Consider the following 17,880-nt stretch of genomic DNA (forward strand, 5'->3'; position numbering starts at 1 on the left):
ATGAACACGATGACCGATACCGCCGCCCTCGCCGCTGCCGCTCAGACAGCGGAAGCGCCGGGCTTTCGCGATGAACTGCTGGCCGCGGGCCTGTTGATCGATACCGGCGAAAACGGCCTGTACGGCCGCAGTCAGATTTTCGAGGACGTGGTGGACCGTCTGAACGTGGCGATCACGCATCTGGGCGCGGACCAGCAGCCCGAAGTGCTGCGCTTTCCGCCCGCCATGCGCCGCACCGACTTCGAAGACAGCGAGTATCTGAAGAGCTTCCCGAATCTGGCCGGCACGATCCACTCGTTCTGCGGCGACGACATGGGCCACCGGCGCCTGTTGCGCGCGCTCGACGACGCGATGACCGAAAGCGACGACGACCGCAGCGACTCCTGGATGGCGCAGCAGAAACCGACCCGCGTGGTGCTCACGCCGGCCGCCTGCTATCCGATCTACCCGGTGATGGCGCGACGCGGTCCGCTGCCCGCCGGCGGCCGCACCATCGACGTGCTGTCGTATTGCTTCCGTCACGAGCCGTCGCTCGATCCCGGCCGCATGCAGATGTTCCGTCAGCGCGAATACGTGCGCCTCGGCAGCGGCGAACAGGTGATGGCATTCCGCCAGATGTGGATCGAGCGCGGCTCGCTGCTCGTGAAACTGCTGCAACTGCCGGTCGAAGTGGATCTCGCCAACGACCCGTTCTTCGGCCGCGGCGGCAAGATCGTCGCCGACAGCCAGCGCGCCCAGGCACTCAAGTTCGAACTGCTGATTCCGGTGGCCGATCCGCGCGGCAAGACCGCTTGCCTGTCGTTCAACTATCACATGGAACACTTCGGCGCGATCTGGAAGATCGAGTGCGACGACGGTACGGTTGCGCATACGGGCTGCGTCGGCTTCGGCATGGAACGCATCACGCTCGCGCTGTTCCGTCATCACGGGCTCGATGTGAACGCCTGGCCGGACGACGTGCGCGCGCTGCTGTGGGGCGATACCGAAGCACGCGTGGCGCACGGCATCGCGTCCATGCAGACAGAAACAGGCGTGGCGGCGCAAGACGCCGGAGAGCGCGTATGAATCCGTCGCTGACACCCGTGCCGAACGGCGCGCACACCGCCTTCCCGCTGACCCGGCGCGTCGATCTGCCCGCCGCGGGCGGCGTTGCCGCGGCCACGCCGGCCGCGCCCGCGACGCGTTTGCGCGAGCATGCGCCACACGCGTTGCATCAAGGCGAGCGCGTGTGGCAAGAAACGAATTGCTACGTGGACCTGTGGATCGAACTGCTGCACGGCTTCGGGCTCGATCCGCGCGCGGCGTTCGGCTTTACCGTCACGCAGGATTTCGAAGGCGATCAGTTCACGTTCTTCAAGTTTCCGCTCGAAGACCTCGAACGGCTCTACGGCACCCAGGTGCAGGAACTGGCCATCTACGATTCGCTCGAAGCGCGCGTGCTCGCGCAGACTTCACGCGGCCATACGGTGCTGGTGGAAGTAGACGGCTATTACCTGCCGAACACGCGCGCCACGTCGTACCGGCGCGAGCATCCGAAAACCACGGTGGGCATCGACTTCATCGATCCCGACGCGCGCCGTCTCGGCTATTTCCACAACACCGGCTATCACCTGCTCGACGGCGAGGACTACGACGGCGTGTTCCGCAAGCTGCCGCAATTCGCGCAGCAGCCCGACCTGCTGTTTCCTTACGTGGAGTTCGCCAAGCAGGCGCGGCCCGCGCTCGAAGGCACCGCATTGGCGGAAGCGTCGGCGGAATTACTGTGTGCGCACCTAGGGCGCCGGCCGCTGACCAATCCGATTTCGTCATGGCGTGCCGCATTTCCCGCGCATCTCGATACGCTGCTCGAACGCGGCGAAAAATTCTTCCACCCGTACTCGTTCAACCTGATGCGGCAGCTCGGCGCGAACTTCGAGTTCCTCTCGAAGTATCTGCTGTGGCTTTCCGCACAAGGCTTCGAGATTCCGGCATCGATTCCGGCCGCGGCGCAGAGCATCGCGTCGGAGTCGATGATCATGCAGTTCCGGCTCGTGCGGGCCATTGCGCGCGGACGCCGCGATCTGTGCGAAGACTGCTTCGACGTGCTCGAAAGCGCTTACGAAAAGACGCTGCCGCCGCTCGCCGCGCTGGTGCTGTGACGCTCCGCGCACGGCTTCGCGGACTTCTCGGGAGCTCGCCGTGGACGCATTGACGATCGACCTGTTGCCTGACAATGGCGATGCGAGCGGCGTACTCGCGAACGTTCATCACGAAGCCGGCGATTCTGGCGATGCCGTTCAAACCGATGCCGCATTGGCGCGGGCATCGCAAACACTCTGGCCGCAGCGCCTCGAGATCGGCTGGGAATGTTTGAGCACGGCGGCGGGCGCATGCGCGTCGCCCGCCGATTTGCCCGCGCACGGCTGGCTCGCCGCGCAAGTGCCGGGCACCGTGGCGAGCGCGCGGCGTGCCGCAGGTCTTCTCGACCTCGCCAATCCGCCGCCGCTCGCCTTCGACGATCACTGGTATCGGCTCGCACTCGAAGGCGCCGGCCAACGCCGCTTGCGCCTGCACGGGCTCGCCACGCTCGCCGAAGTCTGGCTCGGCGGCATCAGGCTTCTCGACTCCGATTCGATGTTCGTCGCACACGATCTCGACATCGAACTGAACGGCAACGCGACGCTCGCGCTGTGCTTCCGCTCTCTCGCGCCGGCATTGGCGGCAAAACGTTCGCGCGCGCGCTGGCGGCCCCGGCTCGTATCGCCGCCCACCTTGCGCAACGTGCGCACCACCCTGCTTGGCCATATGCCTGGCTGGTGTCCTTCGGTGCAGGCGGTCGGCCCATGGCGTCCCGTCGAACTGCTGAGCGACGCGCCCCACGCATTCGACACCGTGGACATAGCAAGCCGGCTCGACGGCGACGACGGCCTTGTTTCGTTGACGCTACGTTTCCTGCATCCGCATCATGATGCGAACTGCCGCGCTTCACTTAAATGCGGGGATGCTGTTTCGTCTTTGCAATGGCGCGATGCATATACACTGACCGGCAGCGTGCGCGTGCCGCACGTGCAGCGCTGGTGGCCGCACACGCACGGCGAACCCACTTTATATGCATTGTCGTTGCAGCTTGATGACGGGCGCGCGATATCTCACGCGTTGGGTCTGGTCGGCTTCCGCAGCATTGAAGTGGAGCATGGCGCGGACGGCATGGGCTTCGCATTGCGCGTAAATGACCTGCCCGTGTTCTGCCGTGGCGCATGCTGGACCAGCGCGGACCTCGTCACCCTGAGCGGTAGTGAAGCGCAATTGCGTCGCGCTTTTACGCTCGCCCGCGATGCGGGCATGAACATGTTGCGCGTGGGCGGCACGATGGTGTACGAGTCCGACGCGTTTTACGCGCTTGCCGACGAATACGGCATGCTCGTCTGGCAAGACTTCGCATTGGCGAATTTCGACTACCCGAACGATGCCGCATTCCGCGCGTCGATCGAGCGCGAGACCACCCAGTTTCTCACGCGCACACGACGCTTCGCTTCGCTCGCGGTATTGTGCGGCGGCAGCGAAGTCGACCAGCAGGCGGCCATGTTCGGCCTGCCGCCTTCAATGCGCGCGCAACCACTCTTTACCGAACAGTTGCCCGCCATCGTCGCGCGTGAGCGCTCCGACGTGCCGTATGTGAGCAACTCGCCATCGGGAGGCGTGTGGCCGTTTTCGACTAACGAGGGTGTCACTCACTACTATGGCGTGGGCGCCTATCAGCGTCCGCTCGACGACGTGCGCCGCTCGCAAGTGCGCTTTGCCGCCGAATGCCTCGCTTTCGCCAACGTACCCGACGACGCCACCTTGCGCGACGCGCTGGGCACGACCCATCTGCATGATCCGCGCTGGAAGGCCGCCGTGCCGCGCGATCCCGGCGCAGGCTGGGATTTCGACGACGTGCGCGACCACTATCTGCAAACGTTGTATGGCGTCGAGCCCGCCCGCCTGCGTTACGAAGACCCCGAGCGTTATCTGGACCTGTCGCGCGCGGTGGTCGCCGAATTGATGGCAGACGTGTTCGCCGAGTGGCGACGCGCCGGCTCGTCATGCGGCGGCGCGCTCGTCTGGCAGCTTCAGGATTTGCGACCCGGCGCAGGCTGGGGCTTGATCGATGCCACAGGACGGCCTAAAAGCGCCCTGCACGGCCTTGCCGGAGCGCTGCAACCCATTCAGGTGGTGATCACCGACGAGGGCCTCAACGGGCTCGACATTCATCTGCTCAATGAGCGCGCACAGCCACTGCACGCGCAACTCGATCTGCTGTGTCTGCGCGACGGCAGCGTCAAGGTCGCCTCCGCAAGCTGCGCTATCGAACTGGCGCCGCATAGCGCACAGCGTCTGGGCGCGGCCGCGTGCCTTGGCCAGTTCTTCGATTTCACGCACGCGTACCGCTTCGGCCCGCGCGCGCACGACGTGACGATCGCCACGCTGCGCGACAAGGCAAGCGGCCGGATCGTTTCGGAAGCGTTTCATCTGCCGGAGCGTCGCATTGGCGAACGGCACGACCTGGGCTTGACGGTCGCCGCGGAGCGTGACGGCGACGGCTGGCGGCTCGTGATCGAAACAAAGCGTTTTGCGCGCTTCCTTCATATCGTTGACACACACTACCGTGCCGCGCACGACTGGTTCCATCTGCCACCGAACCGCCGTTGCGTCGTGCCGCTCATCCCGCTCACACCGCCGGACGGTTTGGTTGCACACGCATCGAATGCCGTGTTTAAAGCTGATGCAACATATGCGGCGCCCGCCGGAGAAGTTCGCGCGGTCAATGCGATATCCGCCACGTTCTACGGCTGAACGTCTCCCTGATCTAGCCACCCCTTCGCGAAGCGCGTAAAACCTCGCGCTGCGCGGATCCATCTGTCTGGTCTGCGGAATCACTGTTGGTTTTTCTCAGACTTTTGCGTCGCCAAAAACCTCATCGGTACGCCACCGCACGCAGCGTGTCGAACACATCTGAATCAAATCCGGCACATCCCGGACGCCGCATCAAAACGCATCCTGATGGGCTGATTCAACCCTGAGACACCAGGCACCAGGCCCCTCCCAGCACCCGCCAGGCCAATCCCAGCAAGGCGTTGATCCGAATCGACAGACCCCGCGAAGCGGCCTCGGAGCGCGAGGCCGTTGTACAGATTTGAAACAAAAAGGCGCGTTTGGCTTCGCGCGCCGCTAAGACTTGGTACGTTACCCCGCACCAGTCCTCGTTTCCTCTATCGCTGGCACGCTCCTCGCTAATAGAAGAGCGCAACACAGCGTCACCGCAGATGAGATCGACAACAACGGCGGCGGCGCATCAGGCCAATACGGGGCCGGTCCTGTTCATCCTTCGCTGCTCGCCAGGCAGCAAGTCGTCTAACAAGGGATGCAGGCATCGGATCAAAAACAGAAAGTCACGCAGAGCGCGACTTTCACGCGAGGACCGATCATGTTGACACTTCAATCCGATTTGCACGGTAACCATTTGCTCGGCGCATTGCCGTCCCACGAATGGCAGGCCCTGGCTCCTCATCTCGAACTGGTTCACCTGCGCACCGAGCAATTGCTGTGTGACTCCGGTCAACGCATTCATCACGTCTACTTCCCGACCACTGCGATCATCTCGATGCTCTCGACGATGGAAGACGGCAGTTCGGTCGAAATCGCCGCGGTGGGCCGCGAAGGCATGACGGGTGTGCCGGTTCTCACGGGTGGCGAGACCATGCCGAATCGCGTACAGGTTCAATGCGCCGGCTTCGCGTACCGGATGAGCGCACAGGCGCTCAAGCAACAATTCGCCCGCTCCGACTTTCTGCGCCGCCTGATGCTGCTGTACATGCACGCTCTGCTCACGCAAGTCGCGCAAACGGCCGCCTGCAACCGCCACCACGCGCTGAACAAGCAACTGTGCCGCTGGTTGCTGATCGAGGTGGACCGTGTCGCGTCGAATGATCTGACCGTGACCCAGCAACTGATCGCCGACATGCTCGGCGTGCGCCGCGAAGGCATTACCGAAGCGGCCGGCAAGTTGCACGACGAAGGCCTGATTCACCATAGCCGCGGCCACATCAAGGTGCTCGACCGTAAAGGACTCGAAGCACGCGCCTGCGAATGCTATGGCCTCGTCAAGCGCGAATTCGACCGCCTTCTACCCCGTCTGCGCCAGGCTGAAACTGTCGAGTAAGCGCTGGTTCGTCCGACTAATGGGTAGAGTCAAACATGTTCAGGAATACTGCGCGATTCCTCGACGCACTCTTCGTGATTGCGGGAGGACTGCTCGCTCACTGGATGCGGTTCTCGACGCCGAGCGCGGTGTCGGACACCGAGCGTCTTCTGATCGCCTTCAACTGCGTGCTGGTTCTGCTGCTGTTTCCCGGCTTCGGGGTTTATGAAACCTGGCGCGGCAAACCTTTGTCCTCCATGCTGGCAAGAGTTGCCGCCGCATGGATAGTGGTGGTCGCCACCGCGCTGATCCTCGCGTTCACGCTGCATCGTATGGATGCCGTGTCGCGTTTGTGGTTCGGCTACTCCACGCTGATTTCCGGCGCGCTGATCATCGCGGCCAAGTGCCTCGTGCATGTGGCATTACGCTTCGTGCGCAGCCGCGGGATGAATTACCGCACCGTCGCGATAGTCGGCGCACCCGGCTTCGCACGCACGCTGCTCGCACATCTCGAACATGCGCCGCAAGCCGGCTTCAAACCGGTCTGCCTGTTCGACACCAGCCTTGAAGCGGCCGGGAACTACGGTGCGCGTCCGCACCGTCTGCCGGTACTGACCGATCTGAACGCGTTCGCCGCCAAGGTGCGCGAAGAACACGTCAACGAAGTGTGGCTCGCGTTGCCGCTTTCCGAAGAACACACGATTTACCGGTTCACGCGCATGTTCCGGCATGACTTTGTGAATCTGCGCTTCATTCCCGATGTGCGCAGCCTCTCGCTTTTCAATCACGCGCTGGTCGATGTCGTCGGTTTACCGACGCTCAACCTGAGCGCGACGCCCTTCTCGCCGCCGCAGATGTGGCCCAAGCTGATCTTCGACCGCCTGTTCGCGGCAGCCGCGCTGTTCGCGCTCGCGCCGGTGTTCGTGGTGCTCGCGATCGGCATCAAGCTCGGCTCGCCTGGGCCGGTGTTCTTTCGCCAGATTCGCAAAGGCGTGGACGGTCAGCCGTTCGCGATCTACAAGTTCCGTTCGATGACCGTGCATCACGAAGCGCAGGGCCAGCTCACCCAGGCCTCGCGCAACGACGCGCGCATCACGAAGCTCGGCGGCTTCATGCGCCGCACGAGCCTCGACGAACTGCCGCAGTTTCTCAACGTGCTGCTCGGCCAGATGTCGGTGGTCGGCCCGCGTCCGCATGCGGTCGAACACGACGATCTCTACAAGGATCAGGTGTACGGCTACATGTACCGTTACCGGATCAAGCCCGGCATCACCGGCTGGGCGCAGGTTAACGGCTATCGCGGCGCCACCAGCAAGGTGGAAAAAATGGAAGCGCGCGTCAAGTTCGATCTCTTCTACATCTATAACTGGTCGTTCTGGTTCGACATGAAGATCGTGTTCATTACGATCTTCAAGGGCTTTGTCGGCCGCAACGCATACTGATCATGCCAATACGGGAACCGTTCGTGAAAGTCTCCGTGATCGTGCCGACCTACCGGCGCACCGCCGACCTGGCGCGCTGCCTCGCGGCACTCGACGCGCAGGAGCGCCGCGCCGACGAGGTGATCGTGATCGCCCGTCACGACGATTACGCCACGCTCGACTGGCTACGCACCCGCGAGGCCAACCGGCCCGATCCGCGCCGCTCGGTCGTACTGGTGCGCAAGCCCGGCGTGGTCGCCGCATACAACCTCGGCATCGAGAGCGCGAGCGGCAACGTGCTCTGCTTCACCGACGACGACGCCGCGCCGCATTCCGACTGGGTCGCGCGGATCGCGCGCGCCTTCGAACGCGATGCGACGCTCGGCGGCCTGGGCGGGCGCGACATCGTGCATGAACGCCACGGCATCCTGCAAGGGCAGAAGCCGCGCGTGGGCCTCGTGCGCTGGTATGGGCGGACTATCGGCAATCACCATATCGGCCACGGCAAGGCGCGCGAAGTGCAGGTGCTCAAAGGCGTGAACATGTCGTTTCGCCGCGAGGCGATCGGCGCGTTGCGCTTCGACGGCCGCTTGCGCGGCACCGGCGCACAGGTTCACTGCGAGATGGCCTTCAGTCTCGACATAGAGCGGCGCGGCTGGAAACTGATCTACGACCCGGCGCTCCTGGTAGAGCACTTCCCGGCGCAGCGCAGCGACGAAGACCAGCGTTTCACATTCAACGACGCGGCGTTCTATAACGCGTCGTTCAATCTCCGACTCATCATGTGCGAATACCTGACGCCGCCTGGCCGATGGGCGTTCGTCGCTTACTCGACGCTGATCGGCGATCGCGCGGACCCGGGGTTTCTGCGCGCATTGTCACTGGCATTCGAGCGCGGAGGCGTAGCGCTTGCGCTGCGCAAATGGCGAGTCGGCCTACGCGCAATGCGCGGGGCATGGCAGGAAGCGATGCGCTGACGCTCAACGCAACTGATCAACGCAACTGATCGACACACCGGTTTCTCGCGGGGGGACCACAACATGACTATCAGAACGATGGCCGTCGGGCTCTCGGCAGCATCGCTTTTCCACACACCACAGTTGTTCAGAACAATCGCTCGCAACGGGGTATCACTATGAGTACATACGACATGCTGGAACCGGGACCGGCGTCCAGCAGCGACGAAGACGCCGTGATGCGCGACCTCTTGCGCATGGTCATGGATCAGATCTGGTGGGTGATCGGCATTGCCGCGAGCGTGATTCTCGCCGCGGTGCTCTACACGAAGGTCGCCACACCGATCTATTCCGCCGACGCGCTGCTCCAGGTCGACGCGCAAAGCAACAACAACGGCAGCACGCAGTCGCAAAATTCGCCGACGCTCACGCCGTCGGTCGGACCGATGCGCACCGACGCGGAAATCGAAATCATCAAGAGTCGCGCGGTGGTCGAGCCGGTGGTCGAACAGTTCAAGCTGAACTTCACCACGTCAGAAAAGACCATGCCGGTGCTCGGCAAGATCTCGGCGCTGTTCGCGCGGCCGGGCCATCCGCTCGGTGCGGCGTTCGGCCTGGATTCGTATGCGTGGGGCGGCGAGCAATTCGAGGTCCAGTCGATCGCCGTGCCGAAGTCGCTCGAAGGCGCGCGCCTCACGCTGCGCGTGCTCGAATACGGCCGCTATGAACTGACCGATGCGTTCGGCCAACAGATCCTCACCGGCGTCGCCGGCCAGGAAGCCGAAGGCGGCGGCGTCACGCTGTTCGTGAAGACGCTGGTGGCGCGTCCGGGCACCGAGTTCTATGTGACGCGCTACAACCAGCTCGACGCGGTCACCGGCTTGGCCGCCGGTTTGCAGGTCACGGAGAAAGGCCGCGACACCGGCGTCGTGCAACTGTCGTACACGGGCACCGACCCGCACGCGATCACCGACATCGCCAACGCGGTGGCCCACTCGTATCTGAAGCAACGCACCGAACGCGCGCAGGAAGAAGCGAGCCGCATGCTGACCTTCCTGAACGGCGAATTGCCGCGCCTGCGCGAAGAAGTGAAGCGGACGGAAACCGCGTTGTCGGAGTATCAGTCGAAAGTCGGCTCGTTCTCGTTCCAGCCCACTCAGGAAGCCGGTGTGTACCTCGCCGGTGGCCTCGACTATGACAAGCAGCTCGGCACGTTGCGCATTCAGCGCGCGCAACTGTTGCAGCGTTTCACCGAAGCGTCCCAGGAGGTGCAGCAGGTCGACGCGCAAATCGCCGCGATGACGCGCGAGAAGAAAAACTTCGAGGATCACTTCGCCTCCTTGCCGAGTTCCGAGCGCAACGCCATCGCTTTGCAGCGCGACGCGAAAGTGGCCGGAGAAATCTATGTGACGCTGCTGAACAAAACACAGGAGCTTTCTATCTCGCGCGCCGGCACGATCGGCAACGTGCATATCATCGACGAAGCTTTGCTGCCGTCCCAGCCGGTGCGGCCGAAGTCGGCGCTGATCATTTCGGCCGGCACGGTGCTCGGCGTGATCGGCGGGATTCTGTTCGCGTTCTGCCGCCGTACGTTCTTTACCGGCGTGTCCGACCCCGAGTTCGTCGAACGGCGCTTTCATCTGCCGATTTTCGGCTCGATCGCCTTCAGTCCGGAACAGGCGCGCAGCGACCGGCAATTGAGCGCGATGCGCCGCGCCGCCCTGCCCGGACCGCGCTCCACGCCGACCGAAGTACGCGCGGTCGCGCACGAGCCGTCCGGCGTCATGCGCCTGCTGCGCTCGCGTTCGGCGGCCGACAGTCAAGCCCAGGTGGCGGTGGGCACGCAGACCGTCATCGGTTCGGGCAAGACGCCGATACGGCCGCTGCTGGTCAAGACGCATCCGTACGACACGACGGTGGAAGGCTTGCGCGGGCTGCGCGCCACGCTGCAATTCGGCCTGCTTGACGCGCCCAACCGGATCGTTGCGATCACGAGCCCGGCGCCCTCGGACGGCAAGAGCTTCCTGTGCGCGAACCTCGCCGCGCTGATGGCGGAATCGGGCAAGCGCGTGTTGCTGATCGACGCCGATCTGCGACGCGGCCGGCTCGCCCACTATCTTGGCCGCTCGCCTAACGGCGGCCTGACCGAACTGCTGACCGGCCAGGCGGATCTGGAAACCGTGGCGCGCGCGACCGGCGTGGATGGCCTGCACTTCATCGGGTCGGGCGCTTATCCGCCGAATCCGTCGGAGATTCTGACCTCGCCGCGTTTCAGCGAAATTCTCGCGCGCTTCGAGCAGGAGTTCGATCTGGTCATTGTGGATACGCCGCCGCTGCTGGCGGTGGCCGACGCCGCGGTGGTCGCCCATATCGCCGGGTCCACGGTGCTGGTGATGCGCTCGGGCGCGCACACCGAGGGCCACGTGGCCGACGCGCTGAAGAAACTGCGGCGCGCGCGTGCGCGGGTGGTGGGCGGCGTGATGAATGCCGTGCCGCTCAAGAGTCACAATCGCAACGGCACGTACGACTATGCCTATGCGTACACCTACTCTGCCGGTGACCCGCCTGACATTCATGCGCCGAGCTGAAGCGCGTTGAGGGTTGGGCGCTGGACAAAGAAAGGGCTGCGCCGCATGAAGGCGCAGCCCTTTTGTATTTGCGCGGGGTATTCAGACCAAGACGACGCGCGAGCTCAGAACGCGCTGCTTGCGTGGGTCTATTCTTGCGCGTGGATCGAGGATGCGGGCGCGCACGCGCTTCTTACGCGAAGGTGCTTCGCATGCTTCGCGTGATCGAAACAGGAACAGCGCCAATGCGCCGAGCACCGACACCGGCGGTTAACAATGCCGCCGGTGCGGCGTGGACAGGCTGAGGTGAATGGACGAGAAAAGGCTTGCCGGCCGGCACAGCGCACAGCACGAGGCCGACGCTGCGCGGTGTTTACAGGAACGCGCTGACGTCGGTATGAAAACGCACGGCCAGCGCCTTGGCCACCTTCTTGCTGATGGCGCGGCGGCCCGCGAGGATATCGCTCACCACGGTAGGCGACGCGATACCTATCAGGTCCTTCTGCCTCAAGCCATGCGTTTCCAGCAAATGACGCAACACCTCGCGCGGCTCCGCTTTGGGAATCGTCACGTTGCGCGCTTCCCAGTTTTCGATCAGATCGGTCACGATCGCGAACAGATCGGACAGCGGATCTTCCTCGTTGCCATTCAGATGATCGGCAAGCGAGTTGGCGAGCCGCACCATGGTCTGGTAGTCCTGCTCGTTACGAATGGGTGTGATCGGCAACTGGGTTCGCAGTGCCGCCCAGGTTTGAGCGATGTCGGGAAAGGCTCCCGGAAGGCGATCGGCATTCATGAGTTTAGATTCTTCCTCGTCCAATGGTCGTACTCCGCATGCGTCATGACATGACGAACGAATAACGACTGCCTGTTGTAGTGAATCGCCGCAACGATCCGGAACCGGTTGCCGCCTACATCGAAAACGGTGTATTGAGGCGGCACGTAGTCCACGCCGGCGAACGTCTGCTTCAGGTCGTTATAGCCATACGCGAGGCATGCCTGCGCCAGTGAATACCAAGTCAATAGCGCACTGCGCGCGCCCGGATGTCTCTTTATGAAGTCCAGCAACGCTTTCTTTGAAATGACCCGCATCGGATTTCCTCGCACGTTTTCGCGCGCTGAACATGCGCGCTTCACCTGCAAGGCTAAACGGAGCGAATCGACACCGATAGCCGGCCGGACGGCATAGTCCGAACGGCTATTTACAGCTCACTGCGGTACCACGAACAGCATTTTATTCGCATACCGCGAAGTTCGCAATATGCGAATAAAGAGACAGCCCGGCGCTTCTCCGGGCCGTTCCCCCAACCCATACCGGCCCAGCTGACGAGCTCACGTTCGAGCCCGTCAGCGGCCCCAACTGCTTTTCGGCGCCGGTTCGGCGGGCCACCGGATCTCCTGGGTGGCCAGATCGGGTTCGGCCCGCTCGACCATCCCGACGCGATGGCGCAGCCCGGCCGCCGCGATCGTGCGCGTCACCTCCGCCATGAACGCGCGCCGGAATACCGCCGCCGAAAAACGCTCCGCGTTCGCGCGGCACGCCGCCGGCGTGATCTGCTCGCACTGACGCTCGAAGCGGGCGATCGCGTCGAGCATCGACACCACGGTCTGGCGCGCGAAATACACGCCGGTGGGATGCGCCTCGCCGATCGGCACCACGGTTTCGAGCGCACCGCCTTTGCCGAATGCAATGACCGGCGTGCCGCAGGCCTGCGCTTCGAGCGCGACGATGCCGAAATCCTCTTCCGCGGCGAATACAAAGGCTCGCGCGCGTTGCAGATGATCCTTCAGGACCTCGAACGGCTGATAGCCGAGGATCGTCACATTCGAACGCGCCTTGGCGCGAATCGCCGCCATCTCCGGCCCGTCGCCGATCACGATCAGCTTGCGGTGCGGCGTGGCGTTGAACGTCTCGACAATCAGATCGATGCGCTTGTAAGGCACCATCCGTGAAGCGGTCAGATAAAAGTCTTCCTTGCGCGTGCACAGCTCGAATTCGTGTACGTCGACGGGCGGTGGAATCACGGCCGCATCGCGCCGATAAGTCTTCATCATGCGGCGCGCCACGAACTGCGAGTTGGCGATCAAACGGTCCACGCCGTTGGCCGAGTGCGAATCCCAGCCGCGCAGGTAATGGAGCAGCGCGCGCGCGGCCCACGACTTCAGTCCATGCGTCAGATTCGCTTCGCGTAGGTACTGATGCTGCAGATCCCACGCGTAGCGCATCGGTGAATGCACGTAGCTCACATGCGTCTGATCCGGGCCGACCAGCACGCCCTTGGCGACCGCATAGGAACTCGTAATGATCAGATCGTAGCCGGACAGATCGAATTGTTCGACGGCAAGCGGCATCAGCGGCAAATAGGTGCGATAGTGGCGTCGTGCGAACGGCAAATGCTGAATGAATGAAGTCGTCACGGGCTTGCCGCCCAAAGGTCTACGGTCTTTAAGGAAATCGACAAGACTGAAAAGATCCGCGTCGGGAAAGCACTCGATGATCTGCTCAAGCACCTTCTCCGCCCCGCCCGGCGCGACCAGCCAGTCGTGCACGATCGCCACTTTCATGATCACCCCGTTTTTTAATTAATGCCTCTTGGGCCTGGTAACGAGTGTATGTGGCGCATCGTTAGCTGTGCGTGCGCGTGCCCACATTCGGCGCGCGACTGTAGACGAATAATCAAGCATCGCCATTCGCCTATTGCGAACCTGCGCGTTCCATTACTTCGCCTTCCTATGCGCCCGACCATCGACGCCACGCCTCTCGCCCCTCTTGCTCCACGCTCCCCGCTTGCGCATTCCTTGCCGCGGGTTCAGCCCGCGCTGATCGATCCTGCTGGCGCGTCCGCACCTGCGTCCGCATCTGCATCTGCACCTGCCTCGCCGACGGCAATTGGCGCAACGCCCGCGATACCGCGCGTGCTGTTCGTCGATCAGAGCGGACAGCTCGGCGGCGCTGAATTCGCGCTGCTGCAACTGGCGCACCATTGCGCTGCGCGCAGCGAAGTCGTGCTGCTTTCCGATGGTCCGTTTCGCGCGCGCCTCGAAACACTCGGCGTGCGCGTCCAGGTGATCAACGACGCGCTGGTTTCGAACGTCGAGCGGCAAGCGTCCGTGTTGAGCTGTCTGCGCGTCGTGCCCGGCATCCTGCGTCAGGTGCGTGCGATCGCAACGCGCGCACGACAGTTCGACGTGCTGTTTCTCAACACGCAAAAAGCGCTGGTGCTCGGCGCGCTCGGCAAACCGCTGCATCGCAAACCGGTGATCTGGTATCAGCACGACATTCTCACGCGCGAGCATTTCGGGCGCGTACAGTTGAGTGTCGTCAAATGGCTCGTGCGGATCGCGGTCGATCACGTGGTGGTGAATTCGCAGGCGTCGGCGCGCTCGCTCGCGGCGTTGACTGGTATCGCGGCCGGCTCGGCGCCGGTCGTCTACAACGGCATCGACGCCGCCGCGTTCAGCCGGGTGAACGGCAGCGACATGGCCGCATTGCGGCGGCGTCTCGGCCTGCCGGAAGAGGCATGGATAGCGGGCCTGTTCGGCCGCCTCGCACCGTGGAAAGGCCAGCATATCGCGCTCGACGCGCTCGCGCGCCTGCCGGACGCGCATCTCGTGCTGGTGGGCGCACCGCTGTTCGGCGAGGAAGCCTACGCGCAGCGCCTGCGCGAGCAGGCCGCGGCGCTCGGCGTGACGGATCGCGTGCACTTTGCGGGCTTTCAGGACGACGTGCCCGCGTGGATGAAAGCGATGGACGTGATCCTGCACACATCCACCGAACCCGAGCCGTTCGGGCGGGTGGTCGTCGAAGGGATGGCGGCGGGACGCCCGGTGATCGCCTCGGCGGCCGGGGGCGTGACCGAGATCGTGCGGCACGGGCGCAATGGCTGGCTGGTGAAACCGGGCGACGCCACCGCGTTGGCTGACGCGATCGGCGCGTTGCGCGCCGATCCGGCCTTGGCGCAGCGCCTTGCACAACAGGCGCTGACCGACGCACAAACGGAATTTTCAGTGGAGCAGTATTTGCAGCGGATGACGCAAGAAATCAGGCAAGCCGCCCGCTAACGCTTGTCGTTGCGAACTCCATGCCCGACACCGACGCGAGCCGGTTGACCCAGGCTCGCGCGCGGCACTCAGACAGCGTTGCTCAACCCTTGCTGTACTGAATCGTCTCGACGCCGGTATCCGTGCCGAGCATGCACAAATCCGCGCCACGGGTGGCGAACAGGCCCACCGTCACCACGCCCGGCCATGCGTTGATATGGGTTTCCAGCGTGCGCGGGTCGCTGATGCGCAAACCCTTGACGTCGATGATTTCATTGCCGTTGTCGGTAATGAACGGCACGCCCTCTTTCGTGACGCGCACCACGGGCACGCCGCCAAGCGCCGTGACGCGGCGGCCGATCGCGGTACGCGCCATCGGCACCACTTCGATCGGCAGCGGGAAATTGCCGAGCGTCTCGACCAGCTTGCTCGCGTCCGCGATGCACACGAACACGTCCGACACCGACGCGACGATCTTCTCGCGCGTCAGCGCGCCGCCGCCGCCCTTGATCATCGCGCCGCTGTGGTCGATCTCGTCGGCGCCGTCCACATACACCGGCAGCGAATCGATTTCGTTGAGGTCGAGCACCTTGAAGCCGTGCGATTGCAGCCGCGCGGTGGTGGCGAGCGAACTCGACACCGCGCCGCGATAGCGCGTCTTGTCGGCGGCCAGCGCGTCGATGAAACAGTTCGCGGTCGAGCCGGTGCCGACGCCGATCACCGAGCCTTCGGGCACGTTGGCGTTCACGTAGTCGGCGGCGGCCTGGCCGACCAGTTGCTTGAGTTCGTCTTGAGTCATGGGAGAGGCAGGCGAGCAGTAAAAACCGCTAGTTTACCGGAGTGGCGCGCGAGCGCCCGTCGGGAATACTTCTTCGGCGGGGGCTGCCGCACTGCGTCCAGCCGGTGGAACCGAGTGGATAGGGCAAGTTGACCGCATGAGCAGCATGCACACAATCATCGCGAGACAAAACACAAGAAAAAAGGTTGGGTAGCGAAAGACCCGACAACTTTGCCAGTTTCGTCGCAAAATGCCCTACGGTCGGCTATGTCGCTAGAGGGGGTGCCACTGACGGATTTTAACGATCTCCTTTGGATCATGGCGCAGGAGTCGGACGGCGTTGTCAATGCACGCAATACTGAATCAACTGCGCGGGGCCTGTTTCAACTGCTACGCCCGCAGTACAGCTTGAATCCAAACGGTGAAAAATCGTTCGGCAACGCCATCGAAGAATGCCAGGGCGGAATTCACTACATCTTCGGCCAATATCACACGGCGCAGATGGCCAGGAAGTTCTGGGAAAAACACCACTGCTATTGAAAATGAAAAAGCTATTTTTTGCGTTTCTTGCGTTGTCGGCTTTCTCTATCCGGCAGTCCTACGCTGATGAAGCGGCGCCCCAATTTAACGATTTTCCCGCCACAGACGTATTTAATGGCAAACCGTCGAAAGTCAGAATTATCTCTTCCCGAGATAGAAAATTCGCCACTCGACTACGCGAGTTAAGTGGTCAGCGTCCGAATTTTGCGGGGCACTATACGCTCGCCGGTTGGGGATGCGGCGCGTCCTGCATTCAAACGGTCGCAATTGATGCGAAGACAGGAAAGGTGGCGTGGCTTCCCTTTACCGTGTGTTGCTGGGACAGCGATATAAGCGAACCGATCGAGTTCAAACGCGACAGCAGCCTGATCATCGTCCACGGAAGCCGGAATGAGGCAGGCGCCGGTGTGTACTATTACCGCCTGGACAGCGCCGGATTCACGCTGGTAAAGGCCGTTGAAAAAGTTGCGTCGTAATCGAACGGGACAGGGCGGCCGGGAAAACGAAGCACTGACGAAACCGCGCGTGTTTGCGGCACTCGAGCCAGCACACGCGCGTCGTAACCCGGCTTGCATTTGCCACTCACTCGCCGGACAGTTGCAGACCACTTCAATCGCTACTGTCCGGAAAGCGGCTGCTTGAACTTGCGCAAGCTCTTGCTTTATCGGCGTTACTTCTTCACCGACCGCTGACGCACCGCTTCGAACAGACAAACCCCGCTTGCCACCGACACATTCAGGCTTTCGACCGTGCCCGCCATCGGGATCTGCATGACCACGTCGCAGGTGTCGCGCGTGAGGCGGCGCATGCCCTCGCCTTCGGCGCCCATCACCAGTGCCACCGGACCGTCCAGTTCCGTGTCGTAGAGGCTCTTGGTGGCCTCGCCGGCCGTGCCGACGACCCACACCCCCGCGTCCTTCAACTCACGCAGCGCGCGCGCCAGATTCGTCACCGTGATGTACGGCACGGTGTCGGCCGCGCCGCTCGCCACCTTCGCGGCCGTCGCGTTCAAACCGACCGCGCGATCGCGCGGTGCGATCACCGCGTGCGCGCCGGCGGCGTCGGCAACACGCAGACACGCGCCGAGGTTGTGCGGATCGGTCACGCCGTCGAGCACGAGAATCAGCGGCGAACCGTTGATGCCGTCGAGCAACTCAGCCAGATTCTGCGCGAGCGGCATGTCACCCGCGCGCGCGACCACGCCCTGGTGGCGCTCGGTGTGCGCGAGGCCCCACAGACGCGTTTCGTCGGCGGCGATCAGGCGCACGCCGGCTTCTTTCGCCGCGTGCAGGAATTCGGTCATGCGGCGGTCTTTGCGCGTCGCGTCGTAGTAGACATCTTCGACCGTCGACGCATCATGCCGGATACGTGCCGTCACTGCGTGGAAACCGTATAGAACCTTGAGACGTGCCATAAC

At 63.3% G+C, this 17,880-nt stretch carries 15 protein-coding genes; 10 read left to right on the plus strand and 5 right to left on the minus strand.

What is annotated here, in order from left to right; all coding sequences use genetic code 11:
• The 7 genes from P0D68_RS09120 (at position 1) to P0D68_RS09150 (ending at position 11,125) form a co-directional block, all read left to right on the plus strand.
• On the plus strand, positions 1-1,065 hold the full coding sequence (locus tag P0D68_RS09120; protein ID WP_408293489.1) for an amino acid--[acyl-carrier-protein] ligase: 1,065 nt from the start codon (positions 1-3) through the stop codon (positions 1,063-1,065).
• Positions 1,062-2,138 carry a DUF1839 family protein gene (locus P0D68_RS09125; protein ID WP_408293492.1) on the plus strand — a complete coding sequence of 359 codons (1,077 nt, stop codon included), beginning with the start codon at positions 1,062-1,064 and terminating at the stop codon, positions 2,136-2,138. Before P0D68_RS09120 ends, P0D68_RS09125 begins: the two co-directional genes overlap by 4 nt.
• 40 nt (positions 2,139-2,178) lie before the next feature.
• Entirely contained in the window at positions 2,179-4,815 is a 2,637-nt protein-coding gene (locus tag P0D68_RS09130; protein ID WP_408293495.1) for a glycosyl hydrolase 2 galactose-binding domain-containing protein, read from the plus strand.
• A gap of 631 nt (positions 4,816-5,446) precedes the next feature.
• Positions 5,447-6,181: a Crp/Fnr family transcriptional regulator gene (locus tag P0D68_RS09135; RefSeq protein ID WP_006048767.1), complete on the plus strand. Its 735-nt coding sequence runs from the start codon at positions 5,447-5,449 to the stop codon at positions 6,179-6,181.
• Between the two features lie 35 nt (positions 6,182-6,216).
• Positions 6,217-7,602 (plus strand): undecaprenyl-phosphate glucose phosphotransferase, encoded by a 1,386-nt coding sequence (locus tag P0D68_RS09140; RefSeq protein WP_408182983.1) that lies wholly within the window; start codon positions 6,217-6,219, stop codon positions 7,600-7,602.
• Between the two features lie 2 nt (positions 7,603-7,604).
• Positions 7,605-8,558: a glycosyltransferase family 2 protein gene (locus P0D68_RS09145; protein ID WP_408182980.1), complete on the plus strand. Its 954-nt coding sequence runs from the start codon at positions 7,605-7,607 to the stop codon at positions 8,556-8,558.
• A 158-nt stretch (positions 8,559-8,716) separates the two neighbouring features.
• Positions 8,717-11,125 (plus strand): polysaccharide biosynthesis tyrosine autokinase, encoded by a 2,409-nt coding sequence (locus P0D68_RS09150; protein WP_408293499.1) that lies wholly within the window; start codon positions 8,717-8,719, stop codon positions 11,123-11,125.
• Positions 11,126-11,477: 352 nt separating this feature from the next.
• On the opposite strand, the gene P0D68_RS09155 is transcribed toward P0D68_RS09150, so the two are convergent.
• The 3 genes from P0D68_RS09155 to P0D68_RS09165 all read right to left on the minus strand — a co-directional run bounded on the left by P0D68_RS09155 (position 11,478) and on the right by P0D68_RS09165 (position 13,669).
• A complete protein-coding gene (locus P0D68_RS09155; RefSeq protein ID WP_408293502.1) occupies positions 11,478-11,900 on the minus strand; it encodes a helix-turn-helix domain-containing protein in 423 nt (140 codons plus the stop codon).
• Positions 11,897-12,196 (minus strand): type II toxin-antitoxin system HigB family toxin, encoded by a 300-nt coding sequence (locus P0D68_RS09160; protein WP_408293505.1) that lies wholly within the window; start codon positions 12,194-12,196, stop codon positions 11,897-11,899. Before P0D68_RS09160 ends, P0D68_RS09155 begins: the two co-directional genes overlap by 4 nt.
• 255 nt (positions 12,197-12,451) lie before the next feature.
• Complete coding sequence (locus P0D68_RS09165; RefSeq protein WP_091794745.1) at positions 12,452-13,669, minus strand: glycosyltransferase family 4 protein; 1,218 nt, start codon at positions 13,667-13,669, stop codon at positions 12,452-12,454.
• Positions 13,670-13,837: 168 nt separating this feature from the next.
• Between P0D68_RS09165 and P0D68_RS09170 the strand changes: the two genes are divergently transcribed.
• Positions 13,838-15,166 carry a glycosyltransferase family 4 protein gene (locus P0D68_RS09170; RefSeq protein ID WP_408468299.1) on the plus strand — a complete coding sequence of 443 codons (1,329 nt, stop codon included), beginning with the start codon at positions 13,838-13,840 and terminating at the stop codon, positions 15,164-15,166.
• A gap of 82 nt (positions 15,167-15,248) precedes the next feature.
• On the opposite strand, the gene rpiA is transcribed toward P0D68_RS09170, so the two are convergent.
• Positions 15,249-15,944, minus strand: a complete 696-nt coding sequence (gene rpiA, locus P0D68_RS09175) for a ribose-5-phosphate isomerase RpiA (protein ID WP_091794751.1) — start codon at positions 15,942-15,944, stop codon at positions 15,249-15,251.
• A 246-nt stretch (positions 15,945-16,190) separates the two neighbouring features.
• On the opposite strand from rpiA, the gene P0D68_RS09180 reads away from it, so the two are divergent.
• Together P0D68_RS09180 and P0D68_RS09185 are read left to right on the plus strand one after the other, a co-directional pair.
• On the plus strand, positions 16,191-16,463 hold the full coding sequence (locus P0D68_RS09180; protein ID WP_459252014.1) for an aggregation-promoting factor C-terminal-like domain-containing protein: 273 nt from the start codon (positions 16,191-16,193) through the stop codon (positions 16,461-16,463).
• Positions 16,464-16,465: 2 nt separating this feature from the next.
• Positions 16,466-16,939 carry a hypothetical protein gene (locus tag P0D68_RS09185; RefSeq protein ID WP_408293512.1) on the plus strand — a complete coding sequence of 158 codons (474 nt, stop codon included), beginning with the start codon at positions 16,466-16,468 and terminating at the stop codon, positions 16,937-16,939.
• A gap of 194 nt (positions 16,940-17,133) precedes the next feature.
• Here the strand turns inward: P0D68_RS09185 and rlmB are convergent, their stop codons facing one another.
• Positions 17,134-17,877: a 23S rRNA (guanosine(2251)-2'-O)-methyltransferase RlmB gene (gene rlmB, locus P0D68_RS09190; protein WP_011488090.1), complete on the minus strand. Its 744-nt coding sequence runs from the start codon at positions 17,875-17,877 to the stop codon at positions 17,134-17,136.
• Positions 17,878-17,880 lie beyond the last annotated feature (3 nt).

The organism is Paraburkholderia sp. RL17-380-BIE-A, assembly GCF_046028085.1.
GTDB lineage: Bacteria > Pseudomonadota > Gammaproteobacteria > Burkholderiales > Burkholderiaceae > Paraburkholderia.